At 64.4% G+C, this 18,899-nt stretch carries 21 protein-coding genes and 2 tRNA genes; 10 read left to right on the top strand and 13 right to left on the bottom strand.

The genetic code is table 11. From position 1 onward, the window contains the following. Positions 1-3 precede the first annotated feature (3 nt). From ACZ45C_RS07780 to ACZ45C_RS07765, 4 genes are all read left to right on the top strand, one after another. Positions 4-1,128 carry a phosphotransferase family protein gene (locus ACZ45C_RS07780; protein ID WP_460561356.1) on the top strand — a complete coding sequence of 375 codons (1,125 nt, stop codon included), beginning with the start codon at positions 4-6 and terminating at the stop codon, positions 1,126-1,128. Between the two features lie 338 nt (positions 1,129-1,466). Further along, positions 1,467-2,282 carry an IS5 family transposase gene (locus ACZ45C_RS07775; protein ID WP_464374304.1) on the top strand — a complete coding sequence of 272 codons (816 nt, stop codon included), beginning with the start codon at positions 1,467-1,469 and terminating at the stop codon, positions 2,280-2,282. Positions 2,283-2,427: 145 nt separating this feature from the next. Next, entirely contained in the window at positions 2,428-3,702 is a 1,275-nt protein-coding gene (locus ACZ45C_RS07770) for an IS4-like element ISH8B family transposase (RefSeq protein WP_010890432.1), read from the top strand. Between the two features lie 139 nt (positions 3,703-3,841). Continuing rightward, positions 3,842-4,726 carry an IS1595 family transposase gene (locus ACZ45C_RS07765; protein ID WP_464374315.1) on the top strand — a complete coding sequence of 295 codons (885 nt, stop codon included), beginning with the start codon at positions 3,842-3,844 and terminating at the stop codon, positions 4,724-4,726. A 393-nt stretch (positions 4,727-5,119) separates the two neighbouring features. On the opposite strand, the gene ACZ45C_RS07760 is transcribed toward ACZ45C_RS07765, so the two are convergent. The 8 genes from ACZ45C_RS07760 to ACZ45C_RS07725 all read right to left on the bottom strand — a co-directional run bounded on the left by ACZ45C_RS07760 (position 5,120) and on the right by ACZ45C_RS07725 (position 9,567). Further along, positions 5,120-5,194 (bottom strand) — tRNA-Val (locus ACZ45C_RS07760). A 104-nt stretch (positions 5,195-5,298) separates the two neighbouring features. Continuing rightward, positions 5,299-5,580 (bottom strand): DUF7553 family protein, encoded by a 282-nt coding sequence (locus ACZ45C_RS07755; RefSeq protein ID WP_460560656.1) that lies wholly within the window; start codon positions 5,578-5,580, stop codon positions 5,299-5,301. 111 nt (positions 5,581-5,691) lie between these two features. Beyond that, the gene (locus ACZ45C_RS07750; RefSeq protein ID WP_460560654.1) at positions 5,692-6,225 is read right to left on the bottom strand and encodes a cob(I)yrinic acid a,c-diamide adenosyltransferase; all 534 of its coding nucleotides are present in this window, start codon (positions 6,223-6,225) and stop codon (positions 5,692-5,694) included. Then, entirely contained in the window at positions 6,222-6,461 is a 240-nt protein-coding gene (locus ACZ45C_RS07745) for a glutaredoxin family protein (RefSeq protein ID WP_460560652.1), read from the bottom strand. Before ACZ45C_RS07745 ends, ACZ45C_RS07750 begins: the two co-directional genes overlap by 4 nt. 115 nt (positions 6,462-6,576) lie before the next feature. Further along, positions 6,577-6,981 (bottom strand): acyl-CoA thioesterase, encoded by a 405-nt coding sequence (locus tag ACZ45C_RS07740; RefSeq protein ID WP_460560650.1) that lies wholly within the window; start codon positions 6,979-6,981, stop codon positions 6,577-6,579. 94 nt (positions 6,982-7,075) lie between these two features. Then, the gene (gene phoU, locus ACZ45C_RS07735; protein WP_460560648.1) at positions 7,076-7,768 is read right to left on the bottom strand and encodes a phosphate signaling complex protein PhoU; all 693 of its coding nucleotides are present in this window, start codon (positions 7,766-7,768) and stop codon (positions 7,076-7,078) included. A gap of 190 nt (positions 7,769-7,958) precedes the next feature. Next, on the bottom strand, positions 7,959-8,915 hold the full coding sequence (locus ACZ45C_RS07730; protein WP_460560646.1) for an HhH-GPD family protein: 957 nt from the start codon (positions 8,913-8,915) through the stop codon (positions 7,959-7,961). A gap of 25 nt (positions 8,916-8,940) precedes the next feature. Then, positions 8,941-9,567, bottom strand: a complete 627-nt coding sequence (locus ACZ45C_RS07725) for a DUF7384 family protein (protein WP_460560644.1) — start codon at positions 9,565-9,567, stop codon at positions 8,941-8,943. Positions 9,568-9,687: 120 nt separating this feature from the next. Between ACZ45C_RS07725 and pyrF the strand changes: the two genes are divergently transcribed. The 4 genes from pyrF to ACZ45C_RS07705 all read left to right on the top strand — a co-directional run bounded on the left by pyrF (position 9,688) and on the right by ACZ45C_RS07705 (position 12,047). Next, positions 9,688-10,518, top strand: a complete 831-nt coding sequence (gene pyrF / locus ACZ45C_RS07720; RefSeq protein WP_460560642.1) for an orotidine-5'-phosphate decarboxylase — start codon at positions 9,688-9,690, stop codon at positions 10,516-10,518. Between the two features lie 290 nt (positions 10,519-10,808). After that, complete coding sequence (gene trmY / locus ACZ45C_RS07715) at positions 10,809-11,438, top strand: tRNA (pseudouridine(54)-N(1))-methyltransferase TrmY (protein ID WP_460560638.1); 630 nt, start codon at positions 10,809-10,811, stop codon at positions 11,436-11,438. Continuing rightward, entirely contained in the window at positions 11,419-11,880 is a 462-nt protein-coding gene (locus ACZ45C_RS07710) for a CHY zinc finger protein (RefSeq protein WP_460560636.1), read from the top strand. The genes trmY and ACZ45C_RS07710 overlap by 20 nt, the downstream gene beginning before the upstream one ends. 94 nt (positions 11,881-11,974) lie before the next feature. Then, a tRNA-Pro gene (locus ACZ45C_RS07705) sits at positions 11,975-12,047 on the top strand. Positions 12,048-12,298: 251 nt separating this feature from the next. Here ACZ45C_RS07705 and ACZ45C_RS07700 read toward each other — a convergent pair. Next, complete coding sequence (locus ACZ45C_RS07700; RefSeq protein ID WP_460560634.1) at positions 12,299-12,697, bottom strand: helix-turn-helix domain-containing protein; 399 nt, start codon at positions 12,695-12,697, stop codon at positions 12,299-12,301. A gap of 472 nt (positions 12,698-13,169) precedes the next feature. Between ACZ45C_RS07700 and ACZ45C_RS07695 the strand changes: the two genes are divergently transcribed. Next, a complete protein-coding gene (locus ACZ45C_RS07695; protein WP_460560632.1) occupies positions 13,170-13,343 on the top strand; it encodes a hypothetical protein in 174 nt (57 codons plus the stop codon). A gap of 33 nt (positions 13,344-13,376) precedes the next feature. Here ACZ45C_RS07695 and ACZ45C_RS07690 read toward each other — a convergent pair whose 3' ends face one another. The 3 genes from ACZ45C_RS07690 to ACZ45C_RS07680 are packed head-to-tail and all read right to left on the bottom strand — an operon-like array spanning position 13,377 to position 16,320. Further along, positions 13,377-13,991 carry a hypothetical protein gene (locus ACZ45C_RS07690; RefSeq protein WP_460560630.1) on the bottom strand — a complete coding sequence of 205 codons (615 nt, stop codon included), beginning with the start codon at positions 13,989-13,991 and terminating at the stop codon, positions 13,377-13,379. A 42-nt stretch (positions 13,992-14,033) separates the two neighbouring features. Continuing rightward, complete coding sequence (locus tag ACZ45C_RS07685; RefSeq protein ID WP_460560628.1) at positions 14,034-15,092, bottom strand: sensor histidine kinase; 1,059 nt, start codon at positions 15,090-15,092, stop codon at positions 14,034-14,036. 55 nt (positions 15,093-15,147) lie between these two features. Next, positions 15,148-16,320, bottom strand: coding sequence for a 3-dehydroquinate synthase II (locus ACZ45C_RS07680; protein WP_460560626.1), 1,173 nt, complete (start codon positions 16,318-16,320; stop codon positions 15,148-15,150). A 120-nt stretch (positions 16,321-16,440) separates the two neighbouring features. On the opposite strand from ACZ45C_RS07680, the gene ACZ45C_RS07675 reads away from it, so the two are divergent. Beyond that, positions 16,441-18,021, top strand: coding sequence for an HTTM domain-containing protein (locus ACZ45C_RS07675; protein ID WP_460560624.1), 1,581 nt, complete (start codon positions 16,441-16,443; stop codon positions 18,019-18,021). Positions 18,022-18,049: 28 nt separating this feature from the next. Here ACZ45C_RS07675 and ACZ45C_RS07670 read toward each other — a convergent pair whose 3' ends face one another. Next, positions 18,050-18,841: a 2-amino-3,7-dideoxy-D-threo-hept-6-ulosonate synthase gene (locus ACZ45C_RS07670; protein WP_460560622.1), complete on the bottom strand. Its 792-nt coding sequence runs from the start codon at positions 18,839-18,841 to the stop codon at positions 18,050-18,052. Positions 18,842-18,899: the final 58 nt, after the last annotated feature.

Raw genomic sequence — 18,899 nt, 5'->3', positions numbered from 1 at the left:
ACCGTGAACGAGACCGTCTCGACGGTTCTCCGCGACGACTTTCCCGACCGCTCCGTCGCCGAACTGTTCGATGTCGGTCCCTCGTGGAACGGGGCGAACGAGACGGTCGGCGTCGAGTTCGCTGATGGAGACCGAGCCTTCTGCAAGATCGCTATCGACGGTGACGGAACCAGAATCGCTCGCGAGCGGGCCGTGTTGCGATACGTCGCGGCCGAGCGGCCGGTCAGAGCCCCGGCAGTGCTCGCGGGCGACCGGAACGGGTCGCCGCCGTACCTGGTGACCGCCCCGGTCGCCGGTCGCGAACTCCTCGACGTGTGGAACGCCACGGAGGGGAGCCGAGAGCGGAGCACGGCCACGGACACCGATCCCGGAAACCGGCGAGCGAGCGGCGACACCGCTCCGGTCGACACCCGAATCACCTGCGACGACGGAGGTCCGGCGCGCGGAGCGCTCCTCCGACGTGTCGGCCGGACGCTCGCAGCGCTCCACGCGGAGCGGTTCGACAGCCACGGCGAGATAGCGGACCTCTCCGAGTCCGATCGGGCTGGGGACGGCGGATCGACGCCGAGTCCCGACGCCGCCGTTCCCGACGCCGCCGTCCCCGAACTCGCGGTCGATTCCGCTCCGTGGCCCGACGTGCTCCGCTCGACGATCGAGCGCACCCGCGAGATCGGGACCTCAGAGCGACTCGCCGACCACTACGCTGCCGTCGTCGACTGCGTCGAATCGAACCGCGATCGCCTGACCGGTGCGCGCGCGGCGCTGCTCCACGGGGACGTGGCGATGCCGAACCTGTTCGTCGACGACGATGGGATCGCCGCGATCGACTGGGAACTGGCGCACGTTGGCGACCCGGCGCGCGACCTCGTGCGCGCGGAAGACCAACTGCTCAACGGGTTCGACAGCACCGGCCCCAAGCGGTACGCAGCCGCCCTCTACGACGGTTACCGCGAGCGTGCCGGCGGCCTCCCCTCGGGATTCGCGGAGCGTCGTCCCGTCTACGAGGTCGTCCGGATGCTCGGACGCTCCGGGTTTCTCGACCAGTGGGCGACCTACCTCGACGAGCCGATCGACGCGCTCGCAGACCGCGCGGAGGCGGAACTGCAGTCCAGACTGGACGCCGTGTGATCGGATCGAACGCGTGATCTCTCCGCTCGACCGAAGTCGGTGTGGGACAGGTTTACCAGAATTGAGGCGAGAATGCCCCTTCCTCAAGGAGCGAGTATTGCGAGCGAGTAGGGAGGGGATGAATCGCCGCACGGCAGTACAAACCATTAAGCGAACACATCTCTAATCAAGTGATAGCGATGGAGTACAGTCACCGCTACCCCGCATACCCGACACAACAGGTAGCGGCTGTACTGGACTCTCACATGCCTTGTTTTGCCGCCTAGTGACGACGGTCTGGGACGCTCTTACTGTAATATTCCGCCAGATTAACCCGGAAATGGACGCCGTCTGGCGATATGGCATCGCTCAGACGGCTTGCTTGGATGTGTCGAGACCTTGCCAAACAGCATGTTGATGATCCGGACGTACCCGCCGCGCCGGACGGCGCGGACGGGTACGCCGAGTGGGTGCAGATCGCGTTGATCCTGTACCGCGTCGAACTGGAGAAGAGTCTCCGTGAGACCGAAGACTACCTCAACGAAATGCCCGGCGTCCTCGCCGTGTTTGATCTTGACGACGCACCGCACTACAGCTCGTTTTGTCGGTGGGAAAAGGAGTACCGAATGCGTGAACTCCGCCGCCTGCTCCGCGCTTCGGCGGAGCAGGCGGGCTGGAGTGGTGAAGCCGCAATTGACGCAAGCGGCTTTCAACGCGATCAAACCAGCTACCACTACCGCGACCGCGCAGACTTCTCGTTTCAGTCGATGAAGACGACGATTTTGATCGACGTGAATTCGCTAGCGATCAAGGACGTTCATTTCACGACGCAGAAGGCATGGGACGGTCATATTGGGATGCAGGTCTTCCGCCGGAACGCGGAAGACCTGCGCGTGTTATCTGCCGACGCAAACTACTCATGGAGCGATCTCCGTGAGGAGTGTCGCTCCAACTCAACGCGACCACTGATCAAGCACAGAGAGCAAACACCGCTACAGAAGGCTCACAACGCCCGGATGAATGAGGATTACAACCAGCGCTGGATGAGTGAAACGGGCTTCTCGCAGTTGAAGGAAGACGACGGCGAGAAGCTACGCTCCCGGAGCTGGCACGGCCAGTTCCGGGAGCTCACGCGGAAGTGCATCATCCATAACCTAACGCAGGCGGCGAGTTAGGGCTCGCCGCCTGCTCCCCCTTCTCCGGACCATCCGTCTTTAGTTAGGAGACGAACCGCGTGACAGTGGCGGCTTATCGAGGCTACTTTTCGGAAGGAATGAGGAGGTGTCGAGTGTGCACAACGAAACCTCCTCATCACGGATTATGCGTCGGCTCACTACACTGTTTCCCTCCGAATTCCTCGAAGAGCACGCCGAGGAACTCGGCGTGGTCGAACGCGACCGCAAGCTCCAGATTCCCGTCTTCGTCTGGGCATTCGTGTTCGGCTTCGCCGCAGGCGAACGCCGAACACTCGCAGGGTTTCGACGCAGCTACAACTCCACAGCTGACGAGCCGATCTCACCGGGTGGGTTCTATCAGCGGTTGACGCCGACGCTCGCGGAGTACTTCCGCGACCTCGTCGAGCACGGTCTCGACGAGGTCGCTGTTCCCGACACTGTTGACGTTGACATCGACCGATTCAGTGATGTAATGATCGCTGATGGAACGGTGTTGCGGTTACACGAGTTTCTCGCTGATCAGTTCGAAGCCCGCCACGAGGAGCAGGCTGGAGCGAAGCTCCACCTGCTCCACAATGCCACTGAACAGACGATTGAACGGATCGACGTTACCGACGAGAAAGCACACGACAGCACGCTGTTCAAGACAGGGTCGTGGCTTGAGAACCGCCTCGTATTGTTCGACCTCGCGTACTTCAAGTACCGACGGTTTGCGCGGATCGACGAGAACGGCGGCTCCTTCGTGAGCCGGCTGAAACAGAACGCGAATCCGGTGATTACGGATGAATTACGGGAATGGCGCGGCCGCGCCATTCCCTTGGAGGGCAAGCAACTCCGTGATGTGCTCGACGATCTCGACCGGACGTACATCGATGTGGAAGTCGAAGTCGAGTTCAAGCGCGGGCCGTACAACGGGACGCGGTCGCTGGATACGAAGCGGTTCCGCGTCGTCGGCGTCCGCGACGAGGACGCCGACGACTACCATCTATACGTGACAAATCTGTCGCGAGAGGAGTTCTTTCCGGCGGATTTAGCGCAGATCTACCGGTGTCGGTGGGAAGTGGAGTTGCTGTTCCGTGAGTTGAAGACGCAGTACGACCTGGACGAGTTCGACACGAGCAACGAGCACGTGGTGAAGATCTTGCTGTACGCAGCGTTGCTGTCACTGCTTGTGAGCCGTGATCTGTTGGATCTGGTCACCGAGCAGGCGGATGATGAGCTCGTGTTTCCACCGGAACGCTGGGCGGCGACCTTCCGGTCGCACGCCCAGCTCATCCTCCACGAACTCGGTGAGCACCTCGGTTATTCGCCACCGCCGCTGTTGGAGCGGCTGATCGAGGACGCACAGAAGATCCACAAGCAACGACCGATCTTACAAGAGACGCTCGCTACCGCTACACAACCGAGGTGTGAGTCTTAACTAAAGACGAATGACGCCTACACTCTAAAAGACGCGAACATCCGTAATACGCTCTTCTGTAGGAGATTGTTGATACTGCTGAGCTGTCGCTGTGGAGTCGAAGAGGACAAGGACACCGCGTCAGCGGTGTCCGACACGAATGATTCCGCTGGATGTGTTTGGGTCGGAATCGGTCGCAGCGGACCTGTTACAGCAGGTTCGCTGGCGTGACGGGGTTTCTTGTCCTCGCTGCCGTTCTGACCGAACGGTCAGAAACGGCAGCTACGGGCACTTTCAGCGGTATCTCTGTAAGGATTGCGGCCGCACGTTCAACGATAAGACCGGCACAATCTTCGCTCACTCGAAGATCGCACTCCGCAAGTGGCTGTTTTCGATCTACGCGTTTTTGCGGTTTAACACGAGTCTCAGACAGTTACAGTGCGAAATCGACGTCACCTACAAAACGATTCACAGGCGTGTCGAGCGCTTCAGCGAAGCGCTCGACGCGCCGTCACTCGATCTCCGTGGCCCGGTTGAAATTGACGAGTTCTACGTCTCTGCCGGCTTGAAAGGCCGCGAGCGCGACCGCTGGTCGCGCTCTCGCGGCCTCTCTCGACGCGGACGCGGAACGTATGATCAAGACAAACCGCCCGTGTTCGTCCTCGTGGATCGTGGCACCGAGCAACGGTACGTTGTGCCGGCGAAATCCGCAGACGAATCGGCGATCCGGCTCCTGCTGGCTGACCGCCAGCAGGAGCCTCTCACGGTCTATACCGACGGATTTTGCGCGTACGATCCGCTTGATGAAGATGAGCAATTCGACCGCGAATACGTCGTTCACGGAGACGGTGAGTACGCCGACGAGACGGTCCACGTGAACACCTGCGAGAGCCACGCGTCGCTGGCGCGACGATGGCTCTCGCCGCATCGAGGCATCTCAAAAGATCGCCTCACACAGTATCTCCGAGCGTTCCAACTCAGACGAGAACTCTACCGCAAACCCGGACGAGAAGCGCTCAAACACGCCGTCAAAGCAACTCTCTGAAATCAACAATGTGCTACACAAGAGCGTCCGTAATAACCGTTCCTGTCGGCGTATGCGATTCACTTCGCACGATTTACCGATTCGCGTATCACCGCATCGAGTCGGAGGGAAATCAAATTCCGGAATGCTGTTTCACCCACGTAACTCCGGGGAGATGGAGAAGAAGCCGTACTGGAACGACACCCCCTCGATGCGGTGAATCGCATAGGGTGGAAAATCTGCTACGGGCGAGGGAAACATTATAGATACCGCGCGTACTACTCCAAGATGAAGCCGACCACGTCAGGCGGTTTGGACGACACCGACCGCCGACTTGGTGAGTCGGAAACGGGGAAGAAGACCACAACGCCGCCGTCTGGCGGTTAACTACTCGCCACGAACGAAGTGAGTGGATGGGTTGGGGCGGATTCGAACCGCCGACCTGCTCCGTGTGAAGGAGCCGTCATAACCTGGCTAGACCACCAACCCGCTCGTGTCGAGGTATCCGACCTCGCGACTTAAGGGTTACTTTATACCAGTGTCGCGGGCCGTGAGAACGCTGTCCGGTGGGACCGGACCCGCAGAATACGACGCTACTCGTCCGTCGCCGCGTCGTGGCCGCGGTACTCTTTCACCCGCTTGCGCGCCGACGCCACCGCCTCGCGGGCTTCGCCCTCCGCACGCTCCTCTAGGTCTTTGAGATCGGCTTGGATCCGGTCGAGCCGGGACGGCTCGGGCTCCGGCTCGTCGTCGTCTCGTCCCACGAGTTCCTTCACCCGCGCCTCGACCGGCTCCAGTTCCTCTTTCACACCCGCCTTCGCGTGCTCGGCCGCGCGACCGAGGTAGTACCGTGCGTCTTCGAAGTGTTTGCTCATATCTGCCCTTTGGAGAAGGACAGATAAAGACTTTGTGGCGCGTGGTCCGGTGATCGACAACGCTTCTCACGCGTGCCGGTCCGCTCTCGGAGACACCACGGGAACGCGGCGTCAGTACGAGGGCGACTCCTCGGGTTCGCCGTCGCGGGCGTTGGCGACCCGACCGAGCGTGAACAGGAGATCGGAGAGCCGGTTGAGATAGGTCACGACAGTCTCGTTTATCGGCTCGGATCGGGCGAGTTCGACCGTTCGGCGCTCGGCGCGACGGGTCACGGTCCGCGCGTGGTGGAGTCGCGCGCCGACCTCGCCGCCGCCGGGAAGGATGAACGACCGCAACGGCTCCAGTTCCGCGTCGAACGCGTCGATCCTGTGTTCGAGCATCTCGACGAGGTCGCCCGTCACTTCCGGGTCGTCGGGGTCCGGCTCGGGATTCGCGAGGTCAGCTTGCACCACGTGAAGGTGATTCTGCACCGTCTCCAACAGCTCGTCGAGGTCATCGTGACCGGTCGGACGCACCGTGCCGATCAGCGCGTTCGCCTCGTCGACGGTTCCGTACGCCTCGATCCGAGGGCTGGCCTTCGAGACGCGGCTCATGTCTCTGAGGTCGGTGTCACCCTCGTCGCCTCGGCCGGTGTAGATCGTCATGCGAGGCTTTTCTCGACGTACTCGACGATATTCGCGCTCTCGGCCATGGTCACGCCGCGTTCCTCGTCGACGATGACGGGGACGCCGCGTTGACCGCTGACCCGTTTGACCTCGTTTCGGTCCGAGTGAAGCGCGTCGACCCACTCGGTTTCGTACTCGACGCCCGCGGTGTCGAGCGCGTCTGCCGCCTTCTCACACCACGGACACCCGTCAAGCGCGTACAATCGGATAGACATACGCGACCGATCGGTGCGCGGCCTCAAGAAGGTGAGTGTGACGGGAGTTGGGCGATGCGCCGTCCGGTCGGCCGTCAGCTGAGCCGAAAGACGCGGCCAGAGCGCCATCGTGAGCCTACAGGTCGTGATACGCGGTCAGCTTCGACCGCATCGGTTCGGGGACGGGTGTCGGCTCCCCGGTTTCCGGATCGAGACTGACGATAGTCGCCTCCGCTTCGGCGGCGAGGTCGCCGTCGCCCCCGACGCGGATCTCGTAGCTCATCGAGACGCTGGATCGCCCGATATCGTCGACGTCGCTCAGCACGGTCACCGTCTCGTCGGTGAGTTCGACCGATCGTCGAAAGTCGAATGACGTCGACGCGAGCACGGTCGACGCCTGCGAGAGGTCCGCATCGAGCACGTCGCGGAAGTACGCCGTTCGGGCCTGCTCGATGTACGTCGCGTACACGGCGTTGTTGACGTGGCCGAGCGCGTCGATGTCTCGAAATCGAACTTCGATCTCCGTGGAGTGAACGGACATACGCGACCCTACACGGCGCGGAATATGTAGCCGTCGGGACGGCCACGACGGTGGAAGCGCGGGACGACGCGAGAGCGAGCGCTCGTTTGTGCCGTCAGTACAGCAGTTCGTCGTCGTTCTCGATCATGTACAGCGAGCGCGCGGCGATGTTCACCGCGTGATCGCCGACGCGTTCGAGGTCGCGGATCGTCAACAGGAGCCGAGAGACGTTCTGCATGGTGGCCTCGGTGTCGTCTTCATCGCTTCCCTCGCCGGCCGCCCGGAGGTCATCGCGCTCGATGAGGTCGCGAACGACCAGATCGCTCGCGGCTTCGCAGGCGGCGTCGAGTTCGTCGTCGGCTTCGGCGACCGCGTAACAGCGCTCGGGGTCGGACTCCGCGTACGCGGCCATCGCCCCGTCGAGCATGTCGAGCGTGTCGTCGCCGATCCGCTGGACGTCGACGTCGGGGAACACCTCTCGGTCGGCTGCCTTCGCGTACTCTCCGAGATTCGTCGCGAGATCGGCGATGCGTTCGAGATCGGTGATGATCTTGAACGAGGCCGCGATGAACCGCAGGTCGCCCGCGACCGGCTGCTGAAGCGCGATCAGGTCCGTACACTGACCTTCTAATTCGAGGTACAGGTCGTTGATCTCGGCGTCGCCGGTGATGACCTTCTCGCCGAGTTCGCCGTCTTGCTGTTCGAGAGCGTCGAGGCTCATTCGGAGCCGCTCGGCGACGAGTTCACTCATGTAGAGCACGTCGGCGCGAAGTTCCTCCAACTTCGTCTGGTACTGTTCGCGTGGCATCGTGTTAGCGTAGTTCGCACGCCGGACGTACAAAAACACGTCGCCGATGATCAGGCCACTGAGAACCGAGAAATCGGGAGACTCGGGAATGAGATCATATCCCACTGTAGCGGGGCAGTACGACCGAATACGTCGGAGTGAGACCGCACACACCCGCGTGTCGTTTCATTGTGCCCCCGAGACATCGGCGTTATCGCCGAAGGCGGACGACGGTCTTCTCTCTCGTCTCTTCTACTTCGAGCAGCCCGTCCTCGGCTAGATCCGAGAGCAGTCCTCGCAACCACTCTCGTCCGTGCTCCCCATCAGGAGTGTAATCCACTCGGATCCGATGACCGAGCGTGTCCAGATCCATCTCGTCATGTTCGCCGAGGAGTCGAACAACGCGTCCACGGAACTGCCGACGACTTCCCTCGAAGCTCGGCTGTGTCGGCACGTCCGGCGCGGTGAAGTCACCGGTCTGGTACGCGTGACACCATTCGCGCCACGGGCAACCTTCCTCGTCACACCGTGGTTTCTTTCCGCAGGCGACTCCGCCGAGTTCCATAATTGCGTTGTTCCAGATTCGGGACTCTCCAGCCGGCATAAGAGCGTTCGCAACCGATTCGTAGTCCGGATCGTCCGCATTACGGATTTCTGCAAACGCGCGGTAGAGCACTCGTTTCACGTTGGTGTCGACGACCGCATCGCCGTTGTTGAACGCGAAGGAGGCAACCGCGTTGGCGGTGTACGGGCCGACGCCCATCAGCTCCTGTAGCTCCGTGGGCGTCTCGGGGAACGAGCCGCCGTACTCGGTTTCGATCTGACCGGCGGCCTCGTGGAGGTACGTCGCGCGGTTGTTGTAGCCGAGCGAGTGGGAAGACCAGAACGCGACCACGTCTGCGCGGTCGGCGTCGGCGAGGTCGGCGGTCGTCGGCCACTGTTCGAGGAAGTCCTCCCACGCCGGGACGACGCGGTCGAGTTGGGTCTGCTGGCTCATCACCTCGCTGACGAGAATCGCGTACGGGTCCTCGGTCCGCCGCCACGGGAACGCGCGGTGGTCCGCTCGGTACCACTCGACGAGGGCTTCGCGGATCGCGTCGAGATCGTCGGACAACTCGGCGGCGTCGCCGTCGCGGAGCGCCGCCGAGAGCGCGTCCGTGTCGCTCATGGGCACGCTCGGGCGCGGGCTCGTTTCATCCTACCGGTTCGAGCGACCGCGGATCGCGGTCGGGACCCGGGTACTCCCCGCCGACGACCTCGGGGTAGAGCCGCTCGGGCGAGAAGACGGCCGCGAACGCGCTCGGCTCCCTGACGCTCACCGGCATCCGGTCGCGCAGGCTCGCGGCGGCCCGCGGGCCCGTGAGCGACGTATCGAGGCTCACGACCTGCATCGCCCCGCCGCGATAGGCCGACGCCAGCGCCGGGTGGTCGCCCGCGGGGTGCGCGACCGGTTCCCGCCACGACTCTACTGCGCCCCGCCAGTCGCTCGCGAGGTCCGCGTCCACGAGGTCGCCGATCACCGCCGCCGCGTCGTCGAGAAGCGGGTCGCTTGCGACGAGCGTCGTCCACGAGTGCGACCGCAACCGATCGAGTGACTCCCGTGCGTCGCCCCCGACGAGGAGGTCCGCCGCCAGCACGTCGGCGTCGGCGACAACGCGGGCCGGACTGGGCTCGGGGTCGATCGATGTGGTATCCACGTCGGTGTCGGTCCCGTCGCTTCGCTCCGTTTCGCCCGTTCGACGGTCCTCGACCGCCGCGCGTATCGCTTCCACGGTCACGTCGCGGCCGGCGGCCCGCTCGAAACACTCGCCGAAGCTCATATCGGATCGTGGTCGCCCACCGGTATCGACGTTGCGGCTGTCGGTCCCGTCGTCGAGCGCCCCGTGACCTACGGCGAGCGGAACGCAACCCTTAGCGCCTCTCCGCTCACACCACCGCGCATGAGCTTCTTCGAGTCGCTCGCGGACCGGATCGCGGCCGTCGACAGCGTCGTCTCGGTCGGGCTCGACCCCGACCCCACCCGTCTCCCCGCGTTCGTCACCGACGCGGACCTCCCGCGGTGGGCGTTCAACCGTCGAATCATCGACGCGACTCACGAGCACGCCGCCTGTTACAAGCCGAACGCGGCCTTCTACGAGGATGCGGACGGCTGGCGCGCGCTCGAAGAGACCATCGCCTACGCCCACGGGAAGGGCGTTCCGGTCCTCTTGGACGCCAAGCGCGCCGACATCGGCAACACGACCCGTCGGTACGCCGCGGCGCTCGACACCGCGGACGCGATCACGGTGAACCCGTATCTCGGTCGCGACTCCCTCCAGCCGTTCCTCGACCGCGCCGACAAGGGCGTGTTCGTGCTCTGTCGCACGTCGAACCCCGGCGGCGAAGACCTCCAGGACCTCGAACTCGCCTCCGGCGAGCCCCTCTACGAGCGCGTCGCGGCGCTCGCGGACGTGTGGAACGCGAACGACAACGTCGGGCTCGTTGTCGGCGCGACAGCCCCCGAGGAACTCGCCGCGGTCCGCGAAATCGTCCCCGAGATCCCGTTTCTCGTTCCCGGCGTCGGCGCGCAGGGCGGCGACGCGGAGGCCGCGGTCGACCACGGGCTCGCCGCCCGCCCGAGCGCGCCCGTCGATGTCGGGCTGGTGAACTCCTCACGCGGGATCATCTTCGCCGGCGAGGAGTCGAGCCGCCCGGACGACGAGGCGACGTACGTCGGGGCCGCCGGTGACTCGGCGAAACGGCTCAAGAAGCGACTGAACCGATATCGGTAGGTCACGTCGAACGGGTAGGTCACGTTGAGCGGGACTCGCCGCGTGCGATCTCAGCGCTATCGCCCGTCACGCGCTACTGCTGTCCTCTATCACGCGCTACTGCTGTCGACCCGCCGCACACGCGGTGCACGCGCTCGCGGTCGGGGTCCAGTGGTCGTCGCAGACGGCGCGACCGCAGCGCGGACAGCCGTGTCTCGCCGGCGCGGCCTCACAGACCTGACACAGTCCGGTGACGCTCATGGGGACAGTCGGGTCGGACCGTTTATGAATATCGGGGACGACGCCAGCGTATGCGCCAGTTCGTCGTCGTCGGTCACGACGTCCCGACCGACCCGGACGCGATCTCGCTGTCCGACATCCCCGGTGCGGGCCGGCTCGACCTGCTGTGTCGCTGCGTCTCGACCGGCGTCTTCCTCTCGCACGGGATCCGCGAGTCGATCCGAGTGCACCTCGTCGTCGACGACGCGCTCACCGTCACCTTCGACGCCGACACCCTCCGTCACCTCCACCCCGACGAGCGCAACGTCGCCGCCCGGGTTCGCGACGCGCTCGCCGCGAAACCGGACGCGATCGGTCACATGCCCGCCGACGTCTCGCCCGGCGTCGAACTCCGACGGATGGGGCTCGACGACACCCTCGACAGGATCGCGGGCGACCGCGGAACGGGAAGCGCCGGAGCGGACCACGGCGGGACCGTCGTGCAGCTCCACGAGGCGGGTGACCCGCTCGTCGACGCCGAGCCACCCACCGATCCCGTCTTCGTGCTCTCCGATCATCGAGACTTCACCGACGAGGAGACGGAGTCGATCGCGGCCGTCGCAGAGCGCCGCGTCCGCGTCGGCCCGAAACCGCTCCACGCCGACGACACGATCGCCGTCGCGCACAACTGGATCGACACCGATGGATACGAATCCTACTGACGAGTCGGACGGACTCGGCGACGCCGAACCCTCCGACGTCGCCCACCCGATCGAGACCATCAACTCGTCGGCGAGTCACCGAGAGCGTCTGACGACGGTCGCGCCCGACGTGGACGGTCGGTTCACGGTCCCGCTCCGGGGCGTCGACGTCGACGCCGAAACGCGGTGTTCTCACTGGGATTCGTCCGTCGACGTGGTTGCGCTCCGATTCGGTTGTTGTGAGGCGTACTACCCCTGTGACGCGTGCCACGACGCGGCGACGGACCACGAGTCGGGGCCGTGGCCCCGCGACCGGTTCGACGAGCCCGCGGCGTTGTGCGGACACTGTCGGACGACGCTGTCCGTCCGCGAGTACCTCGACGGCGACGACGCCTGTCCGCACTGTGGCACCGCGTTCAATCCCGGCTGCCGGGCACATCGGGATCGGTATTTCGAGGTCTGAACGACGGGTGCGTAAGCGGTGCGCTTCCGGATACCTGCCGATGGTTCCCGACTTTCGGAAAGATTAAACCGTCGAGCGGCCTTCATCTGAGTGCGGGCCGGTGGGGTAGCTTGGTATCCTTCGGCCTTCGGGTGGCCGTAACCACGATTCAAATTCGTGCCGGCCCACTTTTCCCCACTTTCGTTCCTTCAGCGACGGCCTTCGGGTGGCCGTACCCGCGTTCTCGCGAGTGAAACGAGCGAGAGCCAGCGAGACGAGCATCGCGAGTCTCGCGTGATTCAATATTCGTGCCGGCCCATAGATACATACACCGTTTCCACTTTTTCTTACACTTAGAGGCATCCTCGCGCCGATTCGTGAGATAAAGTTATCCACGCACACACAGCGTCGCCAGTTTCGAACGGGTCTCGTCTGACCGCTAGCTCGATGCCTGTGCCGACTCCGTGTGATCGTACTTCTCTTCGAATTCCTGAATGAGTTGGCCCATCTTCGCGTACCAGTCGTTGAGCATCCGCTGCATCTCGCTGGTGATCTTCTCGGGATCAGTCGGTGAGTAGACGTGGTAGTACCCGCCTTGATCGTAGTTGATCTGTTCTTTCGTAATGAATCCCGTCTGGAGGAGTCGCTGGACCGAGCGGTAGGCGGTCGAGCGCTCTCGGTCGACCGCTTCGGCGACAGCGTCGATGGTCATGGGCTCGTCGCTCTCGACGAGAACGGAAAAACACTCCCGGTCAAGCGGTTTGAGCCCGTGAAAACACTCCAAGAGACCCTCACACTGCATGTCGCTCTGGAGCTGTTCCGATAGGGAGTCTGGCATTGTCTTCCACAGGATACGCGTCACGTGCGTAAAAGGCTTGTGTGTGAGTAATACAATCGTGCTGAATTCTGCTAACCGTCAAAGCGAGGCAGAATAGGGACCGACGAGACTCGCGTGCAGATCGTTCGGCTCACAGGCTCCGAGTTCACCGGCGTGAGCGGATACGGATACACCTCGTCCGTCGCTCGTGCGAGCACGTCCTCACGAGACGCTGCCGAGAGCCAGTCGGCGGGTCGGCTACGACCACGTGAGCCGAACGGGAGGTACTCGAAGTGCCCTCTCAGAGAGCGGTTCTCGTCGGCAAAGCGTCGACGAGTCGTCGAACGCCGGCGCAGATTCCGTCTGTCGATCACCGCTCGCATCCGTACCCGTCCACGTGTCCTCGGCCGGTAATTCCCGTATCGAACAATACACTCGGACGACAGCCTCTCGGTCGGGAAATATAACCTATCGGGGACCCAACCGCGGAGTCATGAGCGACCAATCGATCGAGGCGGTAATCGAGCAGTTCCTCGACAAGACGGCGTCCGCGCTCGACGACTACGAGGAAGGATACGCCGACGCCGACGCGACGCTGTCGGTGATCCGGACTCGGATAGACGAACTGGAACGCGCGGTGGACGGCGGCGACACCGAAACTGACTGATCGCGTCGGACATCGAAACGGCGAATTATGGAGTTACACTCCCAGCCGGAAGCCCGTCATCAGAGCGATGATTCCGAGCATCACGGCCGCCTCGAACAGTCCCACGACGAGGTTCTTCTTCTCGATCGATTCGAGTCGCTCGGCGTCCGGATCGGGCGACTGCGTCTCGTAGTACGCGCTGAGCTGGAGCCGGTGCGGGACCGCGAGCCCGAAGGCGAACAGCCCCCAGCCGACGCCGAGTGCGGCCGACGACCACGTGCTGGAGAAGCCGTAGCCGAGCCCGATGTCACCCGTCAACAGCACCGTGCCCGAGATCACCGTCGTAAAGGAGAAACCGACGAGGAAGAAGACGGCCTTCGGAACGAGGGTACCCGTCACCGCGGCCGACGCCTCCTCGCTCAGCCCCCCGAGGGTCGGGCCGATGAGCGCGGGGAAGATAAGCGCGAATCCGAACCACACCGCGCCGGCGGCGACGTGGGTGTAAAACAGCAGCGTGGTGCTCGAAACGAGTACGCTCACCGCGAGGACCGCGAGGGGGACGAGGAGACACCCCGCCGCAAACGCCGGATTTGCGGCGTCGGCGAGGTGCCGGACGCGGTCAAAATACGACAGCTCCGCTACCGTGATGTCCTGATTGACCGTCGACATGATCGTTCCGGTTATCGGACATCACCGAAATATACGTACCGATCACCGCAAGATCGCATCGCCGTCGGCGTCCACACCGGCGATTCCGGTGATCACGAACCGGGCCCCGCCCGTCGGACCGTCGACCGCGGTGACCTCCCATCCGTGCACTTCGGCGAGTTCGCGAACGATGTTCAGTCCGAGTCCGGTGCCCGTCTCGCCGGTCGTGTATCCCGCCTCGAACAGTCGGCCGGCATCACTTCCATCGAACCCCCGTCCGTCGTCGGTGACGTGAAACCCGTCTCCGGAATCGAGAGGGCCGACCGTGACGGTGACCGATCCGTCGTTGTGCTCGACCGCGTTCCGAAAGAGGTTCTCGAAGAGGCGTTTGAGTTTCTGCCGATCCGCACGGACGGCGAGAGACAGATCGACTGATAGCTCGGCGTCGCCGGTGTCGACGTTCCGCCAGCACTCCTCCGCGACGGTCGCCAGTCGGACCGTCTCGATATCGACCGATGCGCGCGCCTGTCTGGTGAGCGTCAGCGAGTCGTCGATCAACGCGTCGATGCGATCGAGCGCGTCGATCACGCGGTCAAGGTGCTCCGGGTCGCCCGTCTCTCGGGACAGTTCCGCGTGACCGTACGCCACGCTCAGCGGGTTTCGAAGGTCGTGAGAGAGGACCTCCGCGAGTCGTTCTAGCCGTGCATTCTGTCGCTCGACAGTCCGTTGGTTGCGGCGGAGCCGAACGTAGCCGGCGACCAGAACACCGCCTAGCACCGTTCCGAGGGCTCCGCCGTTCAACAGCGTGTAGAACGGTTCGACGAGAGAGTCGCCGTCGAGCGTCTGAATGAGGAGTATCCAACCGACCAGCAGTCCGAACACCACGCCGCCGCCGGCCCCGCCGACAGCGACCGCCGCGATCGATCTGTCGCGGAATCCGGCGGCACGGAGCCGATGGCCGAACACGCTGAGGCCGACGGCACAGATCAGCGGGAGCGTGGCCTCTGCGGAGTCAACGACGACGGTCTCTCCGTCGGCGGCGGCGTACCCGATCGTGGCGGCGAGGAGGAACACCGCCACGGCGTCAAGCGACCAGCGTCCGAGCGATCGGATCTCACCCACGGGTCGTCACGCTCGTCTCGTTCGGTCTTTCCTGTCGTTCACGGTCACAAGGCGTTCATTTCTCGATGATGCTCTCCTCTACGGCCTCGCCGAAGTGACGCGCCACGTCCTCGTAGTAGACGAGCACCTCGTCACCGGCTTCGAGGTCGGTGACGGCGGTTTTCCCCTCACTCGTGGCGACCTTCACCGTCTCGGCGTTCTGGATGAGCGTCTCCACGCGGTCGACGCCGTCGTCGGTCTCGACTTCGGCCTGGAGCCGGAACATCGGTCGCTTCTCGATTTTCACGCGCCCGACGATCGCCTCGCGGGTGTGACCGTCGGTGTCGACGACCTGCACCTCGTCGCCGCTCGACAGCTCGGCGAGGTAGTTCGTGCCGCCGTCGGGGTTGCGAACGTACGCGTGGACCGCACCGGCGTTCACGCGGAACGGTCGCGACTCGACGTACGGTGACTCCGCCGTCTCGGCGTGGACGAAGAAGAGCCCGCGCGACATCGACCCGATCAACATCCCTTCGTCGTCGTCCATCAGCGAGCCGGTGTCGATGCAGACGCGGTCCGCCATGCCCGTCTGCTCGATCGCCGTCACCTCGGCGTGTCTGAGGTCGAGCGTCTCGCGGTCGGCTGCGTCGCGGGCGTCGACCGCACCGCGGATCTCGTCCGGCGAGTCCGAGTCGAGGAGGACGCCGTCGGCACCGATCTCCAGCGTCTCGAAGGCCGTCTTCGCCTCGGCGGCGGTGGTCGCGCCCGCGACGAGGTGCGTCTCCTCGCCGACCCGGGCGATGAGGTTCTCTAGGGGGATGATCGACCAGTCCTCGCCGACGATGATGGTGAACTCCGCGTCCGCCGCGGCGGTCTCGGCGAACCGCTCGTACTCGGTCCCGAGCACGCGGACGTACGCGCCCTGCGCGCGGTCGTCGCTCCGACGGATCGTAGAGAGGTCGGCGGAACCGGAGAAGTCGTTCGGGAGATCGATCGTCCCGTCTCCCTCGCCGCCCTTGCCGACGAAGTAGGCGTCGGCCTCCGCGTCGCTCTCGGCGTCGTCGATGACGTCCGCCTCGGAGCGGAACGCGGCGACCGAGATGTCGCCAAGGTCGCGGACGCGCCCAACGTCGCTCTCGTCGACGAGCACCCAGTCCGCGCCGGCCTCGATGGCGGCCGTGATCCGTCGCTTGCGAGCCTCCCAGTCGCCGACGTTCCCGTCGGCTTTCACCCAGACCGTGCGTGTCATTGTCGAAACCTCACGGCGGGCGGGCTTGAAAACTGCGGAAGGGTCGTGCGTTGCGGGCGACGGTGCGGCGACGACAAAGCACTTACCAATGAGATCACATTGTCTGAGTCAGACTACCGGATGACGCCACCACGCCAGCGGCTCTCGAACGCGGGGACCCGATACGCCGCGGTGCGTGAGTCCCTCCGCGAGCGTGCCGCGCCGTTTCTCGGGATCGACCCGCGAGCGCTCGCCGCGTTTCGGATCTCGGTGGCACTCCTCCTTCTCGGAGACCTGTTGGTCTATCGGCTTCCGGCAGTACGGGCGTTTTACACTGACGATGGCGTCCTTCCGCGGTCGACGCTCGCGGAGATATTCCCGCTGTTAGAGACCGTATCGATTCACGCGATATCGGGGTCGACGTGGGTACAAGTAGGTCTCCTTGCGGTCGCAGTTTGCGCCGCCGCCTGCCTGCTCGTCGGCTATCGAACGCGGCTGTCGACGGGCATCTCGCTCGTCCTGCTCGCGTCGCTGTACGCTCGGAACCCGTACGTGATCAACGGCGGGAACACGATTCTGGTCGTGTTCCTCCTTTTGAGCCTCTCCCTCCCGCTCGACGCTCGGTGGTCGATCAGCGCGGGTCGCGGGAGCGGTCGCAACGATCGAGACGATCCCGCCGGGCAAGGTGATTCCGAGCTAGAGGCTGGTGTCGATCGGCGAGTCTGTACGCTCGGAACGGCCGTCACGCTCCTGACGCTCGTGTCGATCTACGCGGCGAACGCGGTCTCGAAGTACCGAAGCGACGCGTGGATGTCGGGAGACGCAGTCCCTCGAATCTTCCAGTTGGAGGAGTACATCGTGGGACTGGGACCGTTCGTCTCGGAGTTCGCTGGTGTTCTCACGACGATAAACTGGCTCTGGATCGCGCTCCTTTCGGCGTCCGTTCTACTGATCGCCGCGACCGGGTTGCTCAGGGTAGGGATCGCCCTTGCCTTCGTCTCCGCACACCTCGGGATGGCCGCGACGATGCGGCTCGGCGTGTTCCCGTTCGTCATGGTCGCGGTCCTGATCCTGTTGTTCCCGCCTAGGGCATGGGACCTCATCGAGGCCGTTGCGTCGAAACTCCCCGGTTCTTCTCGACACGCGGATGGCGTATATCGAAGTGACGGCGGAAGCGCGGACGAAACCCACCGAGGCGATGGCGGAAGCACGACCGAGACTTCGTCGCCGGCCGCGTCGCGAGTTCGCCGTGGCATCCGAGCGGGAGCGACCCTGCTGCTCGTGGGATTCTTTCTCGCGCTCGTGTGGTGGCAGGCTGCAGGGGTCGGACTCGTCGACCTCCCGACGTCGGAGTCGGGCGGCGGGCTGTCGGAGGTGAGCTGGTCGTTCTTCGCTCCGAACCCGCCGGACGCCTCCAGCTGGTATGTCGTCCGCGGAACGCTCGAATCGGGTGACTCGATCGACCTGCGGAACGGGGAGGCGGTCACGTACGACCGACCGCCGGACGCGGCGGAGACGTATCCGACGACCCTCTGGCATCAGTTCGGGTTCAGGATGAAAACCGCCGGAGAGACTCGCTATCGATCGATGGCGGCGTATGTCTGTGAGCGCTCGGACCGCAGCCTCGCGTCCGTGACCGTCTTCCACGTCGAGCAGGCGGTCGATCCCAATGGGCCGGTGGGAGAGCCGGAGGCGGAAGAGCGGATACGTGCCGCCTGCTGACCCGGAATATCGGGGTCGAAGGGAGCCGCTACGCCTCGACGAACCCGCCAGCGGCGAGCGCGTCGTCGACCGTCGCGTCGTCGTGGACGATCGCCGAAACCGCCCGCGCGATCCCCTCGGGGTCGTCGTGCTGGAAGATCGACCGACCCATCGACACGCCTGCGGCGTCGCCGTCCATCGCGCCGCGGACCATCTCGACCGTCTCGCGGTCCGTCCCCTTCGATCCCCCGGCGATGACGACCGGCAGCCGGGTCGACTCCGTGACGCGGCCGAAGGAGTCGCCGTCGCCGGAGTACCCGGTCTTGACGACGTCCGCGCCCAGTTCCTCCGCGAGCCGGACGGCGTGGCCGAGCGACTCGGGGTCGCTCTCGTCGACGCCGGGACCGCGGGCGTACGCCATCGCGAGCACAGGCAGGCCGAGCCGTTCGGCCTCGGCGGTGAGTTCAGCGAGCCCTTCAATCTGAGACGGCTCGTGGTCCGATCCGACGTTGATGTGGAAGGAAACGGCGTCCGCGCCGGCCCGGACGGCGTCCTCGACCGTGCCGGTGACGCGCTTGTCGTTCTCGTCGGGACCGATCGTCGTCGAGCCGTTGAGGTGGACGATGTACCCCGCGTCGTTCTTGTTGGGGTGGACGCGCTCCGCGATGCCGCGTTGGGTCAACACCGCGTCCGCGCCGCCGGCCGTGACGCCGTCGATGGTCGACTCGATGTCGACGAGCCCTTCGACCGCGCCCATCGTGATCCCGTGGTCCATCGGGACGATGAGGAATCGGTCGTTCGTGGAGATGCGCTTGAGTCGTGCTGTGAGTCCTGCTGTCATGGTGGATGCCGTCGTTGTGTGAACGTGTGGCAATCTGAGGTAAGTGGGTTTCGTTCGG

The organism is Halorubrum pallidum (assembly GCF_055380345.1).
Note: the sequence above shows the minus strand (reverse complement) of the source record. Positions and strands in the feature narration are given on the sequence as shown.

Coding starts and splice junctions, on each gene's coding strand:
- ACZ45C_RS07775 (WP_464374304.1), top strand. CDS start 1,467: ATGGCATCGCTCAGACGGCTTGCTTGGATGTGTCGAGACCTTGCCAAA.
- ACZ45C_RS07770 (WP_010890432.1), top strand. CDS start 2,428: ATGCGTCGGCTCACTACACTGTTTCCCTCCGAATTCCTCGAAGAGCAC.
- ACZ45C_RS07765 (WP_464374315.1), top strand. CDS start 3,842: ATGATTCCGCTGGATGTGTTTGGGTCGGAATCGGTCGCAGCGGACCTG.
- ACZ45C_RS07755 (WP_460560656.1), bottom strand. CDS start 5,580: ATGAGCAAACACTTCGAAGACGCACGGTACTACCTCGGTCGCGCGGCC.
- ACZ45C_RS07750 (WP_460560654.1), bottom strand. CDS start 6,225: ATGACGATCTACACCGGCCGAGGCGACGAGGGTGACACCGACCTCAGA.
- ACZ45C_RS07745 (WP_460560652.1), bottom strand. CDS start 6,461: ATGTCTATCCGATTGTACGCGCTTGACGGGTGTCCGTGGTGTGAGAAG.
- ACZ45C_RS07740 (WP_460560650.1), bottom strand. CDS start 6,981: ATGTCCGTTCACTCCACGGAGATCGAAGTTCGATTTCGAGACATCGAC.
- phoU (WP_460560648.1), bottom strand. CDS start 7,768: ATGCCACGCGAACAGTACCAGACGAAGTTGGAGGAACTTCGCGCCGAC.
- ACZ45C_RS07730 (WP_460560646.1), bottom strand. CDS start 8,915: ATGAGCGACACGGACGCGCTCTCGGCGGCGCTCCGCGACGGCGACGCC.
- ACZ45C_RS07725 (WP_460560644.1), bottom strand. CDS start 9,567: ATGAGCTTCGGCGAGTGTTTCGAGCGGGCCGCCGGCCGCGACGTGACC.
- pyrF (WP_460560642.1), top strand. CDS start 9,688: ATGAGCTTCTTCGAGTCGCTCGCGGACCGGATCGCGGCCGTCGACAGC.
- trmY (WP_460560638.1), top strand. CDS start 10,809: ATGCGCCAGTTCGTCGTCGTCGGTCACGACGTCCCGACCGACCCGGAC.
- ACZ45C_RS07710 (WP_460560636.1), top strand. CDS start 11,419: ATGGATACGAATCCTACTGACGAGTCGGACGGACTCGGCGACGCCGAA.
- ACZ45C_RS07700 (WP_460560634.1), bottom strand. CDS start 12,697: ATGCCAGACTCCCTATCGGAACAGCTCCAGAGCGACATGCAGTGTGAG.
- ACZ45C_RS07695 (WP_460560632.1), top strand. CDS start 13,170: ATGAGCGACCAATCGATCGAGGCGGTAATCGAGCAGTTCCTCGACAAG.
- ACZ45C_RS07690 (WP_460560630.1), bottom strand. CDS start 13,991: ATGTCGACGGTCAATCAGGACATCACGGTAGCGGAGCTGTCGTATTTT.
- ACZ45C_RS07680 (WP_460560626.1), bottom strand. CDS start 16,320: ATGACACGCACGGTCTGGGTGAAAGCCGACGGGAACGTCGGCGACTGG.
- ACZ45C_RS07675 (WP_460560624.1), top strand. CDS start 16,441: ATGACGCCACCACGCCAGCGGCTCTCGAACGCGGGGACCCGATACGCC.
- ACZ45C_RS07670 (WP_460560622.1), bottom strand. CDS start 18,841: ATGACAGCAGGACTCACAGCACGACTCAAGCGCATCTCCACGAACGAC.